Raw genomic sequence first — 22,378 nt, forward strand, 5'->3', positions numbered from 1 at the left:
TCACCGGGTGGGGCGCGGAGCCGGTCAGCTGCTGCCCTTGATGGCCGGCCGCGGGTTGCGCTTGAACCAGAGCGGGAGGGCGGCTCGCAGTTCGGGGGTGAGCTTCCACGCCAGGAAGCCGCTCTTCATGTGCTTGTCGAGTTGCGTGACGAAGTCGTCCTCCGGACCGGTGTAGTCCTCGACGAACTTCATCACCCTCTCCGCCGATTTCGGCCTGACCGCTCCGTCGATCACGTTCAGGGCCTCGGCCTCCGCCGCCCGCCGTGCCGCGGCCGCCTCCTCGACCGCCCTGTCCGCGAGCCTCTGGTTCCAGGCGGACTCGCCGTCCTTCGAAGGGAAGTACTTGAAGGCGATGTCCTTCCCCTTGGGCAGGTACGCACTGGTGGAGTTGAGCCTGGACGTCTGCTTCCAGCCGTACTCGATGGTGCCCGGCACCTCCTTGCCACCCCTCGTGTACGTGCGCTCCTGGTCCGAGGACGTCGACTTCTGCTTGGCGGCGATCGTGTACCCCACGTAGGTGCTGACCTTCGGGAACGCCTCCCGGAAGTCCTTGACGACCTCCTTGCAGCTCGCGCACGTGCCTCGGGAGGAGAGCACGGTGAGCACACCCTCGGGCTGGGGAGGCAGTTGGGCACCGGGCCGCAGGGCGGCCTTCTCCGGCGGCTTGCCGGAAGACGGCACCGGCGCGAAGCCCCAGTCCTTCATCTGCTGGTAGGCCTTCGCCAGCCCCTTCACCTCGGCGTCGTAGCGCTGCGTCCTCAGGCCGTTCTCGTCCGCCCAGCGGGTGGCGGCCTGGAGCGACCGGCTGCCGTTGATGGACTCGTCCTTGCCGTTGGTGACGGCCTCCGTGGTCTGCCAGCTCTTGTCGCCCTTCAACTCCAGGCCGATGACGGCGTAGGTCTTGGTCACGTCGGTGCCGGCGAAGAGCGGAGCGAGGAGGGAGTCATCCAGAACCGCCCTCGCCACCTCCACGGTGTCGGGGTCCGGCTTCACGACGGTGTCCTCGGCGGTGTCCTCGGCCCTGTCCTTGCCCTTCCCCTCCGTCGCCTCCTCCGGCTTCACCTCCCCCTGGGCGTCGGCCGACGCCCGCTTGCCCGACAGCGCCATTTCGACCAGGTCGGACGTGAGGGCGTCGGTGCTCTTGGATTCGGTGCTCTTCGATTCGGTGCTCTTGGCGTCGGCGTCCCCGAAGACCTGTGCGCCGTCCACCGGAGTCGAACCTTGGCGCTTCCACCCGTCGATCTGCTGCCTGGTCGCCCCGTCGATCAGAGCAGCGGACTCGGTGTCCAGCCGGCCTTCGCGGTCCGGGGCGCCGAAGAACTCCCACGGCGCCCGGTGCGTCAGCGGTGCGCCATGCCCGGGCATGGCGAGCACCGCCTGCCAGTCCTGCAACCTGACCGCACGGTCGGGGAAGAGCAGCGGATCGATCACCCGGCTCTCTCCCGCCGTCTCGACCAGCACCGCGACGTGGTGGTTCCACTCGTGGTCCGGGTGGAGCCGCCCGTGCTCGGCAGCGGGATAGGCCCAGACCTTGGCGAGGTGCTGGCGGCCGATCCCCGGGTCTGCCTCGGTGATGAGCTCGGACAGGGCGTGGGCCCGGAATTCGCAGTTCTGGGCAAGGTTTCCGCCTTCGGGGTTGTAGCGGCTCATCACGTCGGTGTGGAGCGCCTGGAACCGGTCGGCGGAGGGCAGTGCGACGGTCTGCTGGGCCAGGGCATCGCGGCGGTCGGTCAGGTCTTGGCGCCGGTTCTCCGTTTCGTCGTTCAGCAGCCCCAGCAGCGCGTCGGCTGCCCGCACCGAGTGCACCAGGCCGACGTTCTGGATGGCCGTCAGCACATCGCGTTCGGCCCTGATCCGGGTGAAGACCGCATCCGGGGCGTTGCCGACCTCGGCCCTCCCCCACAAGGCCGCGAGCTGGTCGGAACGCCTGCCTACCACCCGCAGGAGGTCGCGGTAGTCCTCCGCCGAATCGGCGAGCTCACTGCCGGTGTCGTCGTCCGACACCATCTCCTCGTCCGTATCGGGACGATCGTTCGGGCGGATGCGCTTGCCCGAACTCGGGCCCTCGCCCGGGTCCGAGCCCGAGCCCGAGTCCGAACTCGAGTCCGAGTCCACGAGCCCGCCCTTGCGCCGGCGTCCGGAGAACGCCACCGCGTCGCTGTGCGACGCCAACCGGTCGCCGTTCGGCGCGGAGCGGTCCGGAATCACGGTGTAGCCCTCGGGCGCCGGCGTCGAGCGCGGCGGGAGGGTTCCGTTCACCGGCAGGTGGGCGCCGACGGTGCGCACCACGGGCGGGGCGTCGGGGGACGCGCCGCGCGGGGCCGTCAGGCTCACCCAGCCGCCACCCTCCACCAGGACGGGACGGCCGGCACTGTCGAAGGCGACCTGCCGGGCGACCACCAGCGCCCCGGGGCCGTGCGGGTCGCTGCGGAACGGCCCCGAGACCGGGGGCGCGAACCAGGCCAGGCCGCTGGGGGCGTAGACCTCCAGGTCCAGGCCGGGCAGGCGCAGGCGCAGCTCCCGCAGCACGCCGGCGGCGAACGACGTCTCGCCCTCGCGGGCCGAGGAGCAGGCCACCAGCTGCACCGGCTTGTTCCCGTCCCAGGCCCGCTGTTCGTACAACGAGGCGAGCAGGTCGGCGACTTCGCCCTCGGTGACCCGGGTGTTCTGCCAGCGCGGCACGCCGTCGGGGCCGGTGTGCATCGCCACGGTGAGGAAGCGTTCGTCGGCGGGGAAGCGGTCCAGCGTCCCGGCCATCCGCCGGCGGGCCTGCTCGCCGACCGCCGGGTCGTCCAGCCGGTAGGCGCCCGAGGCCTCGTGGTGGACCAGCGCCTCGCGCAGCTCGCCGCGGCGGCCGGTGACCGGCGGGTCCGCGGCCGGCGTGTGCTCGGGGCCAGGACCGAAGTGCCCGGCGTCGGGCACCGTCGTCAGCGCGGCCTCCGGGTGCGCGGAATCCTGCGACGCCACCTGGTCGGGTGCCGGGCGCTCGCTCCAGGGGCCGGGTCCGAACTCGGCGGGGCCCTCGTAGAGGTCCGGCGCGCTGAGCTCGATCACCCGGTTGACCTCGGCCGGGTCGTCCGTGGGGCTGACGCCGAAGCTCAGCAGGCGCGGCGCGCCGTGCTCGTCCGTGCGGCCGGTGGCGACGGCGACGTGGTCGCCCCGACCGAAGACGACGATGTCGCCCGCACGCGGGAGCGGCGTGTGCGGATCGTTCGCGTCGTAGGTGGTCCTGGTGTGCGGCAGCAGGCCGGCGATCAGGTTGGCCGTCCATTGGGGGCCCGTCAGGTCGGCCGCGTAGAGGTCGTGGATCCGGTCCCAGTTGATCAGCCCGGCCGTGTGGGCGGTGAGCAGGACGGACTCCCAGCAGTTGAGCGTGGTGTCCTGCGCGAACGGCGGCGGCTGATCCGCCGGGCCTTCCAGCGCCCAGTCCGCGAAGGCGGTGCGCTCCAGGTCGAGGGCGCCCGAGGCACGCCAGTCCAGGACGACCCCGCGCTCGGACAGGCCGTGCATGGCCTGCGCCAGCTGCCGGCCGCCCTCCGCGGCGGGCAGGTCGAAGCAGCCGGCCAGGTGGTCCGCGCGCAGCGTCAGGAGGGCGTCCAGGACGGGCGGTGGCAGTGCGCCGCCGTCGGCCGGGTGGTCGAGGGCGCCGCGGTCGGTGCCGGCGAGCAGGTCCAGGTCGTGCAGCCTGCGGCCCACCGCGGTCACGTCCGCGCGGTGGTTGGCACCGCCGGGGCCGACACTGGCGGAGAGCGTCAGGCCGAGCGCGCCGGCGTGCTCGGGTACCAGCGGCGAGGCGAGGTGTTCGGCCGTGGCCCGGACGAGCGGCTCGACGGTCGCCGGGGGCACCGGCAGCCTGAGCGGTGGGGCGTTGCGGTTCCTGGCCCGGGCCTCGATACGGCGCTGCAACGGCTCCGCGTCCTGCCGGACCTGTTCGGCCCGGTCCGGTGCCACGGCGCCGAGGTCCTCCAGTCGGCGGGTCAGTGCCAGGACGTCGGCCGGGCGGTTGTTGTTCCGTCCTTCGTCCCCGACGAACGAGCCGGAGGCCATCCGCAGGCCCGTCCGGGTGGCGGGGACGTCCCGGTTCGCGGCGGGGGGCAGGACGGCAGGTGGGTGGACGGCGGGCGGCTGGACGGCGGGCGGCAGCGGCGGGGCCTGCTCGGAAACCTGCGGCGTCTGCTCGGGAACCGGCGGAGCCTGAGCGGGCCGGCGCACCGCCGTCGTCGCGCCGGCGTTCCCGCCGGCCGGGGGTTCGGGCTGGCCGACGAGCTGCTCGGCCGTGCTGTGGACCTGGTCGTCGCCGCTGGTGGTCAGGCCGGTGCCGGCGCCCGGGTGCGGCTGCGGGGCCGGGGCGGGCGCGGCGGTGGGGACCAGGACGTCCTGCGGGCGGTTGCGCTCCGGCATGGTGCCGGCCGGGCGCAGTTCCACCGTGAAGGTGTGGCCCTTCTTGGCCGCGAACGCGCGGAGCTTGTCGGCGATCTCCTCGGCCCGCTCCCGGGTGGGCAGTTGCTGGTCGCGCCGGGGGACGGGGGTGTCGCTCGGCCGCTGGTGGCTGATGACGACGTGGCGCAGGTCGCGCCAGGACAGCGGGCCGTGGATCTGCGTCTCGAAGTAGCTGTTGGTGTCCATGCCTTCGGTGAGCATCCGCGCGCCGAAGTCCGGGTCGTGCCGGAAACCGGTCGCCTCGCCGAAGACCCGTTCGACCATCGCCGGTTCGCCCCACAGCAGCAGCGGCAGCAGGTGGGAGTCGGAGGTCACCGACAGGGCGCCCTTCTCGCGCGCCGTCCAGGAGTCGTTGGGGGTGTGGGTGACGCGGCCCCGGATGTCGTCGGACCAGTGCAGCGCGAACGCGCCGTAGCGGCGTGCCACGCCGAACGGCTGCAGGTCGGAGACCAGCGCCCCGTACTTGGGCAGCAGGCCGCGGTCGTCCTTCGCGGGCTTGAACCGGCTGTCGTCGCTGCCGGTGTCCTGGTAGAGGTGGCGGGTGTCGTGGCTGCGGCGCAGAGCGGGCGCGTAGCCGAAGTGCTCCTCGACGCCGCCGCGGCGCGAGGGGACGACCGCGGCCTGCGAGGCGCCGGTCTCCCAGGCGTTGCGGAACAGCCCCTGCTTGTCGGCCATCAGCTTGTCCAGCAGGGTCTTCGACTTCGATCCCCACCCGCCCAAGCCGCGGCCGGACGCGCCGAAGGTGGTCTGGCGGTTGGCGTTGAGCGGTTGGTCGAAGTGGAAGTTGGTGGCGATGTACATGGTGTCGCGCATGTGGTTCTCGACGTCGGTGATCAGCCGGTCGACCGCCTCGGGTGTGTCCCGGGGGTACTTCGCCGCCCACCGCCACTCGCCGGTGGGCGCGGTCAGCCGCTCGGTGAGCAGGGCGCGGTCGCGCTGCTCGAAGGCCATCGCCTTGCGTTCGACCATGACCAGGGCGGCCGCCTGGACCGGGTGCAGGGCGGTCCAGTCGACTCGGGCGCCGGTGAGGCGGTCCAGGAGCGCCGACTCGTGTGCCCCATCCTCCAGTGGGTGCTTCTGCGGCTCCCGCAGGTGCGCCACCAGTGCCAGGTCCCGCGCGCTGGGGACCATCCGCTGCTTGGACTCGGCGTCCAGGGCGTGGCGGTCGAGTTCGGCCTGGAGTTCGCGGACCTCCAGCTCCAGCGTGTCCAGCTGCCGGCGCCGGTGGTCCTCCTGCCAGGTCCCCGGGGTCGGCGTCTGGGTCCGCAGCCCTGCGATCTCCTCCTCGCGTACCCGCGCGGCGGCGGCGAGGTCGCTCCCGTCGTGGTCGAGGAAGGTCGTGAAGGCGGACCGGAGCCTCTCCTGCGTCCGGTCGATCTCCCGTTGCAGCTGCCGGCGTTCGGGGCTGCCCTCGGGCAGGTCGGCGAGCCGCCGGCGCAGGTCGCCCAGCTGCTCCCGCTCGGCACCGGCCCGGAACGGGTCCACGGCGTCCGGGCCGGGCATCCGCATCGGGACGTCGGACGGGTGGTCCGTCAGGCGCATCGGCCCGCCGTCGAGCGGCGGCCGGGCGTTCCCGTCCTGGGCGGCCGGCGCGGTGCTCCCGCCGTGTTCCGCCAGGACGGTGATCTCGTCGTGGGCGTCGATGACGGTGCGGACGGTGGGGGTGTTCTCGTCGGTCCCGTGCGCGGCGGTGGTCTCGGTGACGGTGCGGTGAGCGGCCGTGCCCGGGTCGCCGCCGGTGTCCTTGCCGGTGGGGTGGACGGTGACGAACCCGGGGCGGTCCTGGCCGGGTCGGCGCAGCTGGACCAGCCTGGCGCTGCCGTCGGCCTCCTTGGCGACGTAGGTCTTGCCGGTCGTCGCGTGCACGGTGCGCCCGGTGGCGTCGGCGATCAGCCCCAGGTTCACGCGGGACAGGCCCGCCTCGCACGCCAGCAGCACGACCGGCGACTCCTCCGCCCGGGCGGACAGGCTCGCCCGGCGGTTCAGCATGCCGCCGAAGTCCCGGTACGAGACGGACTTGTAGCCCTCCGTGCCGGCCGGCGTGCGCACGGCGACCTTCAACCAGTTCCCGGCGCCGTGCAGGTTGGCGAAGTACGGCTTGCTCTTCGGATCCCACGGCACCTGGACGTCCGCGTCGTCGCCGTCGCGCTCGCCGGGCTTGTTCTCGCCCCGATGGACGGCCGCCCAGTCGAAGCCTCCGTCGGGGCGGACGGCCCGCTGCGGCGCGAAGTCCGGGTTGGCGACCTGGTTCTCGGCAGCCGTCCGCTCCGAGGGGAAGTTCAGGTGCGTCTCCCGGCGCAGGCCGAAATCCTCCCCGGTGTGGAAGGAACGCCCCACGTTGACGCCGTCCTCGCCGACGATCGCGTGGGTCACCAGTTCGCCCTCGGTGAAGGGCTGATGCCGGTCGGAGCCGTGGTCGAGGACGCTCGGTGCGTCCTGCGTCTCGAACTCCCCGTCGAAATCGAACCAGTCGTACGGGAGGTCGATCGACTCGAAGCTGGGGTTCGTGGCCAGTTTCTGCTCGCGAAGGCTCCCGCTCACGTCGCCGATGGTCGCGGCGCGGTAGACCAGCGGGTCCCGCCTGTAGGGTTCGCCTCCGTCGGGCGGCGTGTCTTCGCTGGAACGCCAGAGGAGCGAGACGGATTCGTCCTGGTGGCTGATCGTCACCTCCAGGAACTGTCCGCTCAACGCCTCGTGCGGGTGCTCGATCCGGACGGTCTTCTGGAGGCCGTCCGCCGACCACGACTCCGTGATGCGGTGGTGGGGCTTGAGGTCCAAGGGGTAGGCGGCCCGCAGCGAGGACTCGCTGAAGAACCGGGTGAACGCCTGGAACGCGTCCGGCATCGACATGTCGCTGGACCAGTTCTCGACCTCGGTCCGGATGTCGTCGACCGAGAGGGGTTCGGCGTCCGCCGAGATGACGTGGAAGCGGCCGTCCTCCTCCCGCGCGATCACCGTCAGGCGGCTGGGTCCGAGCGTCACCTCGGACTGCTTCTCATTCACCGGCTCCGGGTCATCGGCCCTGGAGTGGCCCGGCGGGAACGACAGCGCCAGCATGGGATGGGACTGCGGCACGTGGATCTCGAACAGTGCGTAGTTGTCGGCGCCGCCCCCGTTCGACATCCAGTCCTGGACGAACTCCCGGTCGAAGGAGGTGGACGACGGCAGCAGCTCGGTGAAGACGTCCCGTTCGCGGCCCTGGGGGTCCATCCGCACCGCCCGGTACAGACGCAGGGCTCCCCCCGCCTCCTGCGCCCCAGCCGGGGGGATCGCCTGCGCGTGGTCGAGGAACCTCTGGACGTCTCCGAGCAGGGCCTCGTACCGCTCCCCCTCACGGATCCGGAGCATGCCCTGGTCGTCGCGCTTGCTCGTGAACGCGCCGTTCTTGATCCGCCCCATGAACTCGCGGAGCGCCGGGTTTTGGGCTGCGGCGCCGAGGTGGCGCCTGGCCAGGTCCACCGCGGCCTGGTCGGCAGAGGCCGGCGGCGCGGCGGCCGGCTGCCGGAGGCTGCCGGCGGAACCGGTGTCGCCCTCCCGGGTCGGCTGCTCGGCGTCGGAGGGGTGCTCATCGGCGGCCGGGGAGTCGGGCGCCGGGACATGGGGCGCCAGGTCGTCGAGTGACCAGTCCCCCACCAGGTGCTCGTCCGGGAAGCGTCCCTCCGGCGCCACCTCACTGCGCAGGTGCTGCTCGGTCAGCGGTGCGAGGAAGCGGTAGCGGTGGTAGGTGTCGCTGTAGGTGAGGTCCGTCCTGGTGAGGTTCGGATCCGCGCGCTCCTCGGGGGTGAGGCTCTCCGAGAACAAGCGGGAACCGGTCATGATCTCGTGGAAGGTGTGGTCGTCCGACTCCACCATCCAGCCGAGCAGCCCCAGCCTCAACAGCTCGAAGTCGACGGGCTCGGCCTTCATCTTGTCGAGGGCCGCTCTGCCCTCCTTCGTCCTGGCGAGCTCCTTGACGGCCTGGAGCATCCCGAAGGCCGTGCCGGAGGTGCCGCTGACGACCAGTCCCCCGCTGTCGTGGGCGTCCTGCTGGAACTTGGAACCGAGCTTGTAGTGGAAGCTCTTGGCACCCGGCTGCCAGCCGAGCCGGCCCTCCTTGTCCACGGCGCTGTACCACTCGCCCCGGCCCAGCGGCGGGTTGACGTCGAGGGGGTTGCGGTCGGTTTCGAGGATGCTCCTGGCCCGGCGCTCCGCCGCCTTCTGCGCGTCCTCGACGGTCTTCTTGCGGTTCCAGTCCCCGATCTGCTGGCTCCGGAGTCCGGCGTGGCTCTCCCGGATGCTGTCGATGACGGGCCCGTACGGCTCGTCGGTGCGGAACGATCCGAATGGTGCCTCCTGCTCGGACTCGCCGACGGGCCCCTTCAGCAGTTCCCCGTAGACCTTCTTGATCTCCGCGGTCAACGGGTTGACGACCTCGGCACCGATGTCGTGGCGGTCCGCCCGTTCCCGCGTCAGCTGCTCCGGTCGCGGCAGCTGCCGCTGTCGGACGAGCTTGGCGAAGTGGTTGGAGGTGTAGCCGTTGTAGAGCAGGGCCATGCGCTCCCGGAGGTTGCCGCGGTCGACGACCTCCTGCAGCAGGTGCCGGTCGGTACCGACCATGCCGGTCGTGCCCGTGCTCCTGGAGCCGAACTTGACCTTGTCCTTGTCGCCGGTGGTCATGGCCCAGGCCAGGTCCACGACCTTCTTGACCTCGCGCTGGACGTCCTCGCGCTGGAGCAGGTGAGTGGCCAGCCGCCGCTCGAAGGCCTCGGCGTGCTCGCGGTAGGCGATGCGCCTGAGGTCCCCGGGCGAGGCGGGCGGGGCGGCGTCCAGGACGGCGTTCATCGGGACCGGATCCGGCTCGCGGACGGGGCCGGGCATGTCCTGGCTCCGCGGGTGCTGGGCCGCCTTGTCCTGGTGCGCCTTGATCAGGTAGCCGTCGAACTCCGGGACGAAGTCCTCGGTCCGGTAGTGGTTCCAGAGCGCTTCGCCCTCCTTCACCTTCAGACCGGCGATTCGCAGGCCGCTCTGCTTGTCCGCGGGCTGCGTCCCTTCCCGGAGGAGGCCGTCGTAGAAGCGGGGGTGGAACTTGAACTGCGTCCCGTCGGTGAGGAAGTCGTACTTCGCCAGCGTCTGCGGAACTTCCTTGTCCGTCCAGTTCTGGGTGATGTTCTCCACCTTCAGGCCCGTGGCCCCGCGGGAGAGGGCGAACTCCATGACCACCGGCAGGTTGGAGAGGGTGTCGCTGTAGGCGGCGGCGTGACCGAAGTCGTGGCCGGTGTAGAGCCCGGGCCCCAGCTGGGACCACCCCTCCTTGTTCTTGACCGCGCCGATCTTGCCCTGGATCAGGTACCCCCGCAGCGTCACGGCATCGGTCACCCGGAAGACCGGCTGCCCGGGCTCCATGGTGACGACGACCATGTCCGGCTTGACGCGGCCGGCCAGCTCCTTCGCCACCTGCGGGTCGACGGGACGGGTGGTCTCCACCGCCACCGGCGCCCGGGTGTCGGGGCGCAGCGCCGAGTAGTGCGCGGCCAGGCCCTCGCCGGGATCGCGGTAGACGTGCACCTCGCGGCCCTGCACGTCGGAGTTGTACGCGGCGCGGGTGTTCCCCTGGTGGACCACGAGGTGGATGCCGAGGGCGTGGGCGATGATGACCGGCGCCTGGTCGTAGAAGGAGGTGTTCCACAGGGACCGGTTGCGCAGCCCCATGTCGTACAGGTCGCTCATGCGCAGGTTCCCGAGCTGGTCGGCGGAGAGCGTCGACGGCTCGTCCCCGGGGTTGCGGCGCACCTGCCAGGTCCGGGTCCGCTCGTCGGGTTCCAGACGGTCCTGGGGCCGCTGGCCGGTGTTGTCGGCGTTGTGGCGCAGCACGGCGCCGGCGTCACTGCGGAACCACTGCGACGCCAGCTCGCGCAGCCCGTCGACGGTGAGGTCGCCGTGCTGCCAGCCGGCCAGCTCACGGGCGCCGGCGAGGACGGCGTGGAGCAGGCAGTCACCGTCGCCCGGCACATCGACGACGTGGTACAGCCGGCCCCCGTCCAGCACGTTCACGCGTGATTCGTGCACCGGGGCGGGAGCGTTCGGCGCCCTGCTGGTGGCGACTTCGCCGGCGCGGGTGGCGCTGCCGGTCGGGGTCAGCGCGCCGGAGCCCTCGGTCTCCGGGTGCCGCTGCGTCAGCGGCGCTTCGACCGTCTCCGGGTGCCGCTGCGTCGGTGGCGCGTCCACCGTCTCCGGGCGGGGGCGCTCCTGCCCGAGCGGCAGGTCACGCAGGACCGGGCCCGAGCGCAGGACGTCCTCGATCCGCTCCAGGTGCCGGGGCAGCACCGTGAAGTCGTCCCGGTGGGCCGAGGTGCCCATCACACCGTTCTCGCCCGCCCACCGGTCGCGGCGGCGCAGTGCGAACGCGTCGCCCGGCTTCGCCGCCGGTTCGACGTACTCGTCCGGCAGGCCTAGGTAGTGCAGCGCCTCGTGCAGCAGCACACCGGGCGGGCTCTCGTCGGACCAGGTGAACTGGTCGCTGCGTTCGCGACCGGGAACCACGGTGACCGTCTGGTGCGCGCCGGCCGCGTCCGGCGTGCCGTCCACCCGCAGGTGCACCTGGTCCCCGCCGGGCAGGCGGAATCGCTCGTTGAAGCGTTCGTCGACCACCGACCGGACCCGGTCGAGCATCCGGGTGGCCTCGTGCGCGGGCAGCGGGCGGCCGTCCGGCCCCTGCAGGTGCAGGTTCAGCGTGAACTCGGTGACCCAGTGCCCGGGACGGACCTCGAAGCGCCGCGCGTCGTAGCTGATCGTGGTGTCGGCGCCGTGCAGCCCGCCCAGGCTCAACTGCCGGGCCTCGTACTGCTCGCGCACCCCGGGCCCGGCGATGGCGCCCGGCCCCCCCTGACCGCGCACCAGGGGGTCGAAACGCACCGTCTCCATCCGCGCGGGCGGCGCCGACGTGCGGATGTCGGCCCAGGACGAGGCGGGCAGCACCGTGCCCGCGCCCTCCGGCGGCGCGACCGGCCCCGGCTCCCGCACCGGCGGGGGTACGGCGACGGGCCCGGCCGGCGCCTGGGCGGGCTGGTGCACCGCCGTCGCCGCCCCGGAGTTCCCGCCGGCCGGGGGCTCCGGCTGGCCGAGGAGCTGTTCGACCGCGCTGCGGAACTGGTCGTTGGCGTCGGCGCTCAGGGACTCGCGCCAGGCGTCCAGGTACTCGCGCACCTCGCCGGTCGGGTTGTCCAGGTCGTGCACGAACGCGGCCAGCTCCGCGGTGTTCCCGGTGGCGAGCGCCGCGGAGGCCTCACCGATCCGGTGGCCGCCCTGTGACTGGGTGCCGTTCGGTGCCAGCGTCCAGGGGCGGGTCTCGCCGCCCGGGCGGGCCGAGATGCCGGGGGTGGCGAGGGTGAGGATCTCCTGCCACGTGTTGGCGCCCTCGGTGACGACCAGGGTCGAGTAGCGCTCGAACAGTTCCATCACCGCCGGCTCCACGCGTCCCAGCCGCAGCTGGTGGGCGCCGCGGTCGTCGGACGGCGCGTCGGAGAGGCCCCGGAGGCCGGCCAGCAGCTCCGCGGGGTCCTGTCGCTCGTTCGGCCCGGCTCCCAGCAGGACCACGACCGACGGACGGGGCGGGCCAGGGACATCCCGCAGCGCGGCTTCCATCCGGGCGGCCATGTCCCGGTGGCGGACCGTGCCGTCGATGGAGTCTCCGTAGTAGGCGGTGGCCAGCCGGATCTCGCTGTTCTGGGCGCGCCGCAGGAGGTCGGCGACCAGGTCCGGAACCGGGTCGTCGGCGCCGGTGGCCGCCGGCCAGTGGTCGCGGACGTGGCCCGGGAGGTCCTCCGGGACGGGCTGCGGGCGGAAGGGGTAGGTGACAGTGGCGCCCTGGTCGTGCCACAGCTCCGCCAGGACGTCGTCCCCGCGGCGGATCTGCCGGGGGTGGCTGTCCCACAGGAAGGGCTGCAGGACCAGGACGTCCGGATCCTGCTCCCCGGTCATCTCCCGCAGGGACGAGGTCAGGTTCTGCTCGAAGTAGCCGGCCGTGTCCCCGCCGTGCGGAGCGTCCAGGGCGGCGAAGACGGTCAGCGTCCGGCCCTGCCCGGAGGACTGGGCGCCGGCCGTCAGGACGTCGGAGGTCAGGTGCTGGTCGGGACTGATCGGCCGGTCGCGGTTGTCCTCCCTCGTGACGGAGTCCCGGAAGTCCTGCTGGATCTGCGGATTGTCGCCCAGGTACCGGCTGCGCACGGGTGCGCTCGGCCTGCTGGAGTCCAGCCAGGCCCCCTCGGGCCTCGCCCCGCTCCAGGCGAAGTACTTCCAGTACGTCTCCACGTCGGCGGCGATCCGCCGCGCGACCGGGTTGTACGCGACGTCCAGCGGCGCTCCCGCCGGGTGTGCGGTCACCCGCATCCCCTGGTGGACGCCCGTCCACGGACTGTGGAACAGCTCGTAGGAGCGCCGCGGGTGCGCCAGGTCGGCCGAACGGCCGAGCCGTTCGGCGTAGAACGGCGCCTTGCCGCGCGCGAACGTCAGGTGGACCTCGCCGGAATAGCCCATCCTGGCCAGGCCTTCCAGCACTCGCAGGAAGGCGACCTGGTGGCCGCTGCCGGGTGAGCCCGGGTCGACCAGGCTGATCCGCGGGTAGCGCTCGCTCAGTTGATGCCCGAGTGCGGCGTCGGCCGGGGACACGGTCGGCGTCCCACCGGTGTGCGGCGGCAGTGCGGCGAGGTGCTGTTCGTCCTCGGCGCGGTGCTGCTCCCGGATCTCCTGGACCGGCCCGTGCGAGGGCACCGGCACGAACGGCACGGCGACGGGCTGCCCCGCGCCACCCGGCGCGGGAGGCGCCAACGGGCCACCGGGCGGCGGCGGGGGCGGCGGGGGCGGCGGACCGCCCTGGGCCGGGGGTGCCAACGGACCGCCCGGCGGCGGCGGGGGCGGCGGACCGCCCTGGGCCGGGGGTGCCAACGGACCGCCCGGCGGCGGGGGCGGCGGAGGCGGCGGGGCCTGCGCGGGCGTGCGCTGCGCCACCGGGTAGACGGCGTCCTCGGTGGCCTGACGCTCCTTCCCGGCCGGCACCTGGTGTACCGGCTCCTGCACCTCACGGCGGGACCCGGTGCCCTCGTGGTCCTGCCCGGTCGTCAGGAGCGTCGGGCGTGCCCGTTCCTGCGACGGCCCGGCGGTCGCGGGCCCCCCGTCCTCGGGTGCGGGGGCGTGAGGGCGGCGGTCGCCCTGCTCGGCGAGCTCGTGACCCTCGGGCCGGACCTCGTCCCGCTTCGTGCCCGAGGACGGCTCCCGGACGCTGTCCCGGGGACGGACGAGGGGGCCGGACGGGGTGAGCGGCCCGGGTACGGGGGTCGGCTCGGGCTTCGGCTCGGGCTTCGGCTCGGGCTTGGTCTCGGGCTTGGTCTCGGGCTTGGTCTCGGCCTCGGGCTTCGTCTCCGCCTCGGGCTTCGTCTCCGCCTCGGGCTTGGTCTCCGCCTCGGGCCTGGGCTCGGGCCGTTCCTCGGACGGGCGGCGGCCGAAGACGTTCTCGTTGGCCGCTTCGTGGCCGCGCCAGTGCTCGCCGTTCAGGTCCTCCGGACCCCAGTGGTCCTTGTAGGCGTCGAAGAACTCGCCGCCGTAGCGGGTCTTCAGCTCCTGGACGGTCTCGTCCGACACCTTGCGGCTCTCGGCGAGGCGGTCGTAGCCGGCGGCGGCGTGCTCGCGGGCGGGGAGTACGGCGCGTTCGAAGGCGACGTGCCGGTCCAGGCCCTCCGTCAGCCGCTCCCGTTCGAGGCGCCACTGCTCCAGCCGCTCGGGCAGGCCGGCCTTGTGGTCGGCGTCCGCGTCGCGCAGCAGGGAGCGGAAGTTCTCCTCGAACGCGGCGCGGATCCGCTCGGTGTAGCCCTCGCGCACGCGCCGGGCCGCGGCGGAGGCCGGCGGTTCGGAGCGGTCGGTGCGGCTGCCGCGCGCCGGCCGTCCCAGGGCCGTCTCGACGGAGGCGGCCGTCGCCGTCCCGTGGCCGCTGCCGTCGGCGGTGTCGGGGCCGCCCAGGTCGTGCGGGACCTTGGTGCGGGCGGTGTCCTCGGCGGCGCGCAGCGCCTCCTCGCGGGCGCCGTGCAGGGCCAGCAGGCGGTTGATCTCGGCCGGGTCGGTCAGCCGGTCGAGTTCCTCCTTGAGCCGGGCCGGGTCGCGATCGGCGGCGGTGTGCTCGGTGACCGCGCGGTCGGTGAGGCGGGCGAGCTGGGCGCGGGCGGCGGCCACCGCGCCTTCGGACGGGCCGGCGGCCAGGCCCAGTGCGCTCAGCGCCTCGGCGCCGAACTGCTCGGGGGCACTGGTCTTCCAGGCCCCGGCCGCGTCCTTCACCGCGTCGATGGAGCGGTTCAGCACGGTCTCGCGGACCGCCTGGACGGTGAAGTCGTGGGACAGGCCGCCGCGGTGGCTCTCGAAGACGTCCCGGAAGTCGGCCTCGAGCCTGTCCTTTCCCCTGCGGGTGGGGTCGGAGGGAACGAGGTCGTCGCCGTTCTCGTCCTCGATCGTCAGGAACGTGTCCTCGTCCCGGCGGCCGGTGCCCGGCCCGTTCTCGTCGGCGTCCAGGGCCGTCCGCTCCTGGTGGCGGCCGTGGACCTCGGCGAGCCGCTCGCGCATGGCCTCGGCGACCTGGTCGCGGGCCTCCTCCGACACCCGGGCGTCCTTCGGCACGCCGAGCGCGTCCAGCAGCGCGCGGTCCGACTCGGAGAGGTTCTCCCGCTTCCAGTCGGCGTGGGCGTCCTCCACCGCCCGCTCGATGCGCGCGGTCTGCGTGGCGCGGGCCTGCCGGACCTCCAGGTCCCCGGCGGCCCGGCGCAGCCGGTGTTCCAGCGCCCGGGTGGCCAGGGCGTTGCGTTCGGGGGTGAGATCGGCGCGGGTGGCGTACAGCTGGGAGATGTCGCGTTCGGCGTCGGAGCGGAAGCGCTCGGAGACCTCCCGGCGGATCTCCGCACTCGGGTGGTCGCCACCGGTGGCCGCCGGGTCGAGGCCGCGCTCGGTCAGCAGGTGGTCGAAGCGGGTGACGGCGATCCGCAGGGCGAGTTCGCGGGCGCCGGCCAGCTCCAGGCGGTCGGCGGCGCCGGCGAGGATCTCCTCCCGCTCGTGCGGGCGGGCCTCGATGTCGCTCTGCACGTCGGCGGCGGTGCGTCGCCACGCCTCGGTGCCCGGGCCGGTCAGGGCGCGCAGTTCCCGGGGCAGCTCGGCGTGGCCCTCGATGAGGTGTTCCTCGACCTCGCTGTGCAGGGCTTCCTTCGCCTCGGCCTCGGCGAGCACGGTGTCGTGCCGCTCGGCGAGCTCCTGCTGCTTGTCCTGCCAGGCCGTGCGCCGCTCGTCGCCGACGGGCACCTTGGCGTGCTCGGGTGCGTCGACCCGGTGGTAGGCGTGGCCGGAGGGCGTGTGGGTGGTGATGGGGACGGGCGGGCCGTCGGGGTCGTGCGGGTCGGTGGGACCGTCGGGCCTGGGAGCGCGGGGCGGGGTGGCGGGCGGCACCGGCCCGTTCGGGGCGGGGCGGTTCGGGTCCGCGACCGGCACGTCCGGGGTCCTGGGCTCCGGGCCCTTGGGGTCCGGGGTCTTGGGGTCCGGGGTCTTCGAGCCCTCGGCTGGTACGTCCGGGCGGTTCGGGTCGAGGCGGCCGGGCGGGGTCGGCGCGGTGGCGTCGCCGGGGCCGTCGGTGCTGGTGCGCAGGGGCGGCGGCACCGGGGCCGTGCTCCGGTCACCGTTCGCGGGCGACTGCGGTTGCGGCTGCGGGCCGTTGTCCGTCCCCGCTCGTCCGCCCGCTCCCCCGGGGCCGCCCGTCGCGTTCCTGGGCTCGCTCAGGGGCGGTTCGGCGTGCTCGTCGACGACCGTGGTGCGGCGCGCCGGGTCGGGCGCGGGCGCCTGCGGCTGGGGCTTCGTGCTGCCCTGGTTGTTGGCGTCCGCGGACGCCGTCGCGGTCCTGCCGCGCTCCCCGGCGCCGGCGTTCTCGGGCCTGGGGCTTTCGGGCCTCGGGGTCTCGGGGCTCTCGGGCCCGCCACCCGTTCGGGTCCTGGGCGCGGGTGAGGGAGCGGCGCCGTCCCGGTGGCCGGGGGCTGCCGGGGACGCGGAGGACGAACCGGGCGCGCCCGTCCGGCCGTCGCCCCGGGACTGCGTCTCGACCGGTCGCGCGGGGGCCTTCGGGTCCCACCCGCCGTCGACCGAGGAGGTGTGGCTGGTCTTGCCCTTGGGGTCGGCGAGGACGCCCTCGCCGTTCTCCGCGGGGTGGTGGCTCCCGGACCCGAGGACGGACGGCAGCGAGCCGGCGCCCGACTTGAGCGAGGCACCGTCGCCGCCCGACAGCCGCGTCCCGGCGATCTGGTCGATGTGCCCGGGCCGGGGCACCGGGAGCGGCGCCGAGTACCCGCCCATGTTGCTGATCACCGAGAGGAAGGTCAGCGGGTGGAGGTATCCGTAGTTGTCACCGCTCTCCGGGGTGACGCGCGAGCTCTCCAGGCCGCGGACGAAGTCCGCGTACCGCAGGGTCAGCGGCGAGGCCAGCCCCATGATCATGTGCCGCATGCCGCCCATCATGAAGCCGCCGACGAAGCTCATCCCGCTGGCTTGCCACTCGCCGTTGTAGATCGTGTTGTAGATGCCCTCGGTGAGGTACTGGTTGATGCCCGACTCGATCTGGCTGCCCAGCACGTGCCCGAGGTAGAACATCTTGTTCATCTTGTTGACGCCGCCCGCGAGTTCGGGAATCTTCTCGACCAGCAGCTTGAGTTCGGGCGTGAGCGCGACCTTGCCGGCGTCCTTGGCGAGGTTCTCCAGGGTTTCCTTCAGCGCTTCCTGACTGCTCTCCTTCATCACCGTCTTGAGCGAGTGCTGGGCGAACTGCTTCCCGACGTGCTCGCCCATCTCCCGGGCGAGCTTCTTGCCCAGTTCCTGCCCGAGTTCCTTCTCGAAGAGCTCCCCGAGCTGGCGCACGAACTTCTCGCCGGTCGCGGCGCCCACCTTGCGCCCGGCCTTGAAGCCCTTGGACAGGTACTGGGCGTTCTCCTTCAGCAGCGTGCTGATGCCCCGGGCGAACCGCTCGGCCGCCTCGTTCCCGAGCAGGTGGCCCAGGCCCTGACCGGCCTCCTTGCCCGCGCCCTTGAGGGCACCGGCCGCCGCACCCTCGCCCAGCTCCTTGCCGATCCCCTTGAGGGCACCGGCCGCCGCACCCTCGCCCAGCTCCTTGCCGATCCCCTTGAGGACTCCGGCCGCCGCTCCCTCGCCGAGTTCCTTGCCCGCCCCCTTGAGGGCTCCCCCGGCCAGCCCCTTGATCACATCGTTGAGGGCGCTCTGCACGAACAGCTTGGCCAGGCGGGGGCCGAGCAGCTTGCCCAGGCCCAGGCCCAGCAGGTTCAGCGGCCCGCCGATCGCACCGCTGAGAGCGCCGAAGATCGCCGCCTGCTTGGTGAGCTCCGTGTCCCACTCGTGCCGGTCACCGCGCTTGAACTGGATGCCCTGGATGATCGAGTCCAGGATCAGGCCGCCGACGATGCCGCCGAAGGCGTGCAGGGCGATCAGCTGCGCGAGCTTCTTCAGCAGCTGGATCAGGAACTGCCTCGTCAGGATCTTCTTCCACTCCAGCGCCACCAGGGAGGCACCGCCGGTGAAGATGGACCAGGCGATGGCGAAGGCGATCTCGATGATCAGCTGGACGAGCTGGCCGATCGCCATCCACTTGGTGTACTCGACGGTGTTGGCGACCTTGCCGGCCAGTTCGGCCAGCTGGGTGCAGAGACCGGCGGCGTTGCGCAGGGGGTCGGCGGCCGGGTCCGAGCTGGTGAACCGTCCCCACTCCTTCTTGAAGGCCTCGGCGGCCTCGCCCTCGATCCTCGTGTTGCAGGTCTGGATCGCCGCGAGGATGTACTCGCTCAGCTTCGGCAGGTCCTGGGCCAGCGCGAGGTAGTCGTCCCGGACGTCCCGCAGCAGCCCCTCGTCGCTCTCCGGCCAGGGCATGCCGGTGATGATGTGGAAGAACTTCGCCACACCCGGGGAGACGTGGATCGACGAGTGGGGCATGGCGCAGGGCCTCCGGGGGCGGGACTGGCGGTACTGAGGTGCGGGGCGGGCGGGCTGACTCAGGCCCTAGCGGCGGCCGTTCACACCATGCCGGCGCCGTGTTCGTCGGTGGCGTCGAAGAGATCGGCGGTGCCCTGGCCGTGCGCGGACATCGCCTTCAGCTTGTTGCGGATCTGCGACGTCAGGCTGTACAGGTCGGCCGTGGGCTTGTCGATCTTCTCGTGGTACTGCTTGCCGATCTCGTCGCCGCCGCCGGCCTTGACGTTCTTCTGGTTGATGTCCTCCATCTCCGTGTTGATCTTCTCGACCAGGGCCGCCACGACGTCGAAGTTGGCGAACGCCGCTTTGAGGCCCTCCTCCTTGCGCAGCGTCTTAGCCATTGAATTCCTCCTGGTTGCGGGAAGGCTTGACCGTCCGGTCGGCGCCCGGGCGCATCGCGGTGAGCGGGGCCAGCAGCGCGTCCAGGTCCAGTCCGCCGCCGATCCCGAACAGGCCCTCCTCGTCGCCGCGCTCACCGGTGAAGTCCATCCGCAGCGTCTCGCCGACACCCTCGAAGCTGCGCATCTCGGCGGTGATCTGGTCACCCATCCGGGCCTTGGCCTCGTTGAGCACGTCCTTCAGCACGGTGCTCAGCTGGGCCGGGGCCATGGACTGGTAGGCGGTGGTGTGGAAGCTCAACGCGAGCAGCTCGCCCTGGGGGCCGACCTTCGCGGTGACCATCCGGTCCTTGCTGGTCGCCGAGGCGGTCATCGCCTGCATCTTGCGCGTCGACTCGGCCAGCCTCTCCTTCTGCTCCTCCAACGAGGCCATGGCCTGGTTCAGTTGGTCCTCGAACGAGTGCGACATACCTTCTCCGTTTCCTTGTCCAGGGGCGGTGTCCCTCCTGGGACGCCGCCCCTTCCTGCCGGTGCGCCGGGCGCTCAGCGGCCGATCACACCGTCGACCGCGCCGGTCTCGGTGCCCCAGACCTCTTCGTCCTCGGCCAGCCAGGTGGTGCGCTGACGGTCCTTCTCGCCTTGGCCCGCTCCCATGCCGCCGCCCATGCCGCCCATCGGCGGCATCATCGGCATTCCGCCGCCGCTGGTGGACACCGACCGGCCGCGCATCGCGGCCTGCTCCTCGGCAGCCATCGCGGCGGCCTTCTGTGTCGCGGCCTTCTCCGCGGCCGCGGCCTCGGCGGCCGCCACGGCTGCCGTCTTGCCGCCCGGAGCCAGCCCGCCGCTGTTCTCGATGGCCTGCGGACTCAGCCCGCCGCCGGAGCTGACCAGCCGGGGCATCGAGCCGCCGCCGGACGAGAGGCCGCCCGACGAGAGGCCGGTTCCCCCGGCGCCGCCGAAGAGGCCGGCGTAGGATCCGAGGCCGCCGGAGGCGGAGGCCGAGCTCCCGCCGGAGCCGTAGTCGCCGAAGGAGGAGCCGAGGTCCAGATTCCAGTCGGACCCGGTGGACGGCGGACGGATGCCGCCACCACCACCGGTCCCACCCCCGCTGCTGCCGCTGCCGACCATCGCGTCGATGGCGTGCTGCCGGTCGGTGTAGCGCTGGGAGATGTCGGAGATCGGACGACCGGTCGAGTCGAGCAGCGTGCCGTCGCCGGCGATGGATCCGCCCTTGGGCAGCACCACCGGGTTGCCGTCGCGGTCCAGCACCTCCTTGTCGTCGGGCCCGATGACCGTCCCGTCGTCGCGGACCTTCGAGCCCTTGGGCACCTTGGCGTTCTGCCCGTAGATGCCACCGCCGGTGCCCGGCGGAACGTCCGAACCCGGGGGGACGACGACGGGCTTGCCGTCCTTGCCGGTCACCTTCTGACCGTTGGCGTCGTACACCTGGCCGTCCTTGCCGATGTAGCCGCCCGGGGGCAGCATCACCGGCTTCTTGTCGGCGCCCAGGACGGGCTTGTGGTCCTTGTCGAGGATCGGCGTGCCGGCGCCGTCGCCCCCGAGGCCGGCGCCACCGCCGCCACCGCCACCGCCGCCGGGGCTGATGACGGGGGGCGGCGGCGGAAGGTGGGTGTTGTTGCCGCCGCCCTTGCCGTCGCCGCCGCCACCTCCGCCGGCACCACCGCCCAGGTCGGACTCGTCACCGGCACCGCCGCCCGCTCCTCCGCCCGCTCCTCCGCCCGCTCCGCCGCCGCCGCCGTCACCCGTCCCCGGGCCGGGCGGCGCCGCGGTGGGCAGGTCCAGGTGCACGTTGCTGTAGGCGAAGGGGAAGTTGGCGTCCAGCTTGGAGTAGGCCGTCTCCAGCGCTCGCATCGGATCGGCCTCCGCGACCTGCCGTTCGTCGACGACGTGGATGACGCGCCTCTTGTCGAGCTGCCTCTCGACGTTGGCCAGCCAGATGTTCTTCGCGCTGATCTCCAGCTGGTCGTAGAAGCCCTGCTCCCGGGGGTCGCCGAGGGGGGTGCTGATCGACTTTATGGAGTGCATGTCAGGGTTGAGTTCCGGCACGACGCCCGTCAGGGCCTGCGACAGGGCCTGGTAGATGGCGTGGGAGGGCCATACGTTCCCGCCGGCGTACCACTGGTAGTGGGCGTCCCGGAGGCCGCCGATGGTGTGTCCGATCTGGTCGGCCGCCGCGTAGAGGTCGGCCTCGTACGGGGTCTTGTCCAGTTGGAGGCGAATGGTCTCCATCTCCAGCGCGTACCGCTTGAGCAGGATCTTGAACTCACCGGCCGCGTCGCCCTGCCAGTCGCTGTCCGACCCGTTGATCTTCTCCGCCCAGCCCTGCACCCGCGGGTACCAGGTGCTCAGCCACGTGCGCACATTCGCGATGCCCTGCGCGGCGTACCGCAGGCTGGCGGGGTTGACCGTGTCGTTGCCGGCGCCACCGGGGCCCAGCGGGGCGAAGATGTCCTCGTGCTGGTGGATGAACTGGGACAGCGGCTTGTCGCGGTCGTTGCCCCAGTCCTTGTAGTTGACGCTCAGCGTGATCCGGAAGTGGTGGTTGACGTTGCTGTGCGTGTAGTTCCACGCCCACCAGACGTCGGGGGAGCCCATCCCCGAGACCCCGCCCTGAGTCGTCGAGCCGTTGTAGAACTTGCTGTTGTCAAAGGCCATCTTGTCGATCGGGCTGAGCCAGGGCTTGTCCTTCGAGGGGCCGGCGACCTGCTCCCTGGTGACGATCTTGGCGGAGCGCTGGGCCTCTGACGCGAAGAAGCCCAGCACGTCCTCCCACTTCGGATCCGGCATGGGGTGTCCATCTCTCCGTAGGTGTGCGGGGCGCTCAGCCCGGGTTCGGCCCGCCGGCCTTGGGAGCGGTGGCGGTCGACACCTTGGTGAGGACCTCCATCATCTCGGCGGCCGTCATGGCCTCCTCGTGGGCGGCGTCCATGAGCGTCAGCGCCAGCCGGATCCTCAGCTGAGCTTCGGTCATCTGGACGCCGAGGGTCTTGAGGTCAGTGGCCACGCCCGTCGCCAGGTTCTTGAAGTCGGTCTTGATCTTGCCTGCGACGGGCATCACCTGGTCCGAGCCGTGGCCCACCAGCAGGGAGGTGAAGTCCCCACCGCCGTCCCCGCCGAAGGACAGCATCGTCTTGAAACCGGGGTCGTCCTTGAGGACCTTCAGGTAGTTGCCGAGCTGAGTGTCAGCGAAGTACTTGAGGTCGTCGCTCTGGACGCTGAGCGTGTGCCCGTAGTCGGGCTCCGGCGGCGTCGCCATCAGCCGACGCCCCCCGCGGCACGCTTGTCGGCGTCGCGCAGCAGGCCGTGCATGACGCGCAGGACGTCGGCGCCCTGGATGATGTCGTCGTTCATGGCGCTGTTCTGGTTGGCGAGCGCCTGGTAGAAGGCGTTGGCGGCGGTGGCGAGGTCACCGCTGAGCTGGGCCTCGGCGGCCTTGATGGCGGCCATGCAGTCGTCCATCGCGGCGTGCATGCCCTGGCCGGCCTGGGTCAGGGCGTTGGCGGCCTCATCGATGTTGGCGTGGTTGAGCAGGATGCTGGCCATGGGGGTCCTCT

At 72.5% G+C, this 22,378-nt stretch carries 6 protein-coding genes; all 6 read right to left on the minus strand.

Annotation, left to right across the window (positions count from 1 at the left end; all coding sequences use genetic code 11):
• Window positions 1-24 precede the first annotated feature (24 nt).
• Window positions 25-18,426, minus strand: a complete 18,402-nt coding sequence (locus ABZ497_RS17695) for a protein-glutamine glutaminase family protein (protein ID WP_359806110.1) — start codon at window positions 18,424-18,426, stop codon at window positions 25-27.
• Between the two features lie 80 nt (window positions 18,427-18,506).
• The gene (locus ABZ497_RS17700; RefSeq protein ID WP_329489377.1) at window positions 18,507-18,806 is read right to left on the minus strand and encodes a hypothetical protein; all 300 of its coding nucleotides are present in this window, start codon (window positions 18,804-18,806) and stop codon (window positions 18,507-18,509) included.
• A complete protein-coding gene (locus tag ABZ497_RS17705) occupies window positions 18,799-19,272 on the minus strand; it encodes a YbaB/EbfC family nucleoid-associated protein (RefSeq protein WP_329489376.1) in 474 nt (157 codons plus the stop codon). Before ABZ497_RS17705 ends, ABZ497_RS17700 begins: the two co-directional genes overlap by 8 nt.
• A 74-nt stretch (window positions 19,273-19,346) precedes the next feature.
• On the minus strand, window positions 19,347-21,611 hold the full coding sequence (locus ABZ497_RS17710) for a hypothetical protein (protein WP_359806113.1): 2,265 nt from the start codon (window positions 21,609-21,611) through the stop codon (window positions 19,347-19,349).
• A 34-nt stretch (window positions 21,612-21,645) separates the two neighbouring features.
• On the minus strand, window positions 21,646-22,080 hold the full coding sequence (locus ABZ497_RS17715) for a hypothetical protein (protein WP_329489374.1): 435 nt from the start codon (window positions 22,078-22,080) through the stop codon (window positions 21,646-21,648).
• Window positions 22,080-22,367 (minus strand): hypothetical protein, encoded by a 288-nt coding sequence (locus ABZ497_RS17720; protein WP_359806116.1) that lies wholly within the window; start codon window positions 22,365-22,367, stop codon window positions 22,080-22,082. Before ABZ497_RS17720 ends, ABZ497_RS17715 begins: the two co-directional genes overlap by 1 nt.
• Window positions 22,368-22,378: the final 11 nt, after the last annotated feature.

Origin of the sequence: Kitasatospora sp. NPDC005751 (assembly GCF_040630835.1) — a bacterium.
Lineage (GTDB): Bacteria > Actinomycetota > Actinomycetes > Streptomycetales > Streptomycetaceae > Kitasatospora.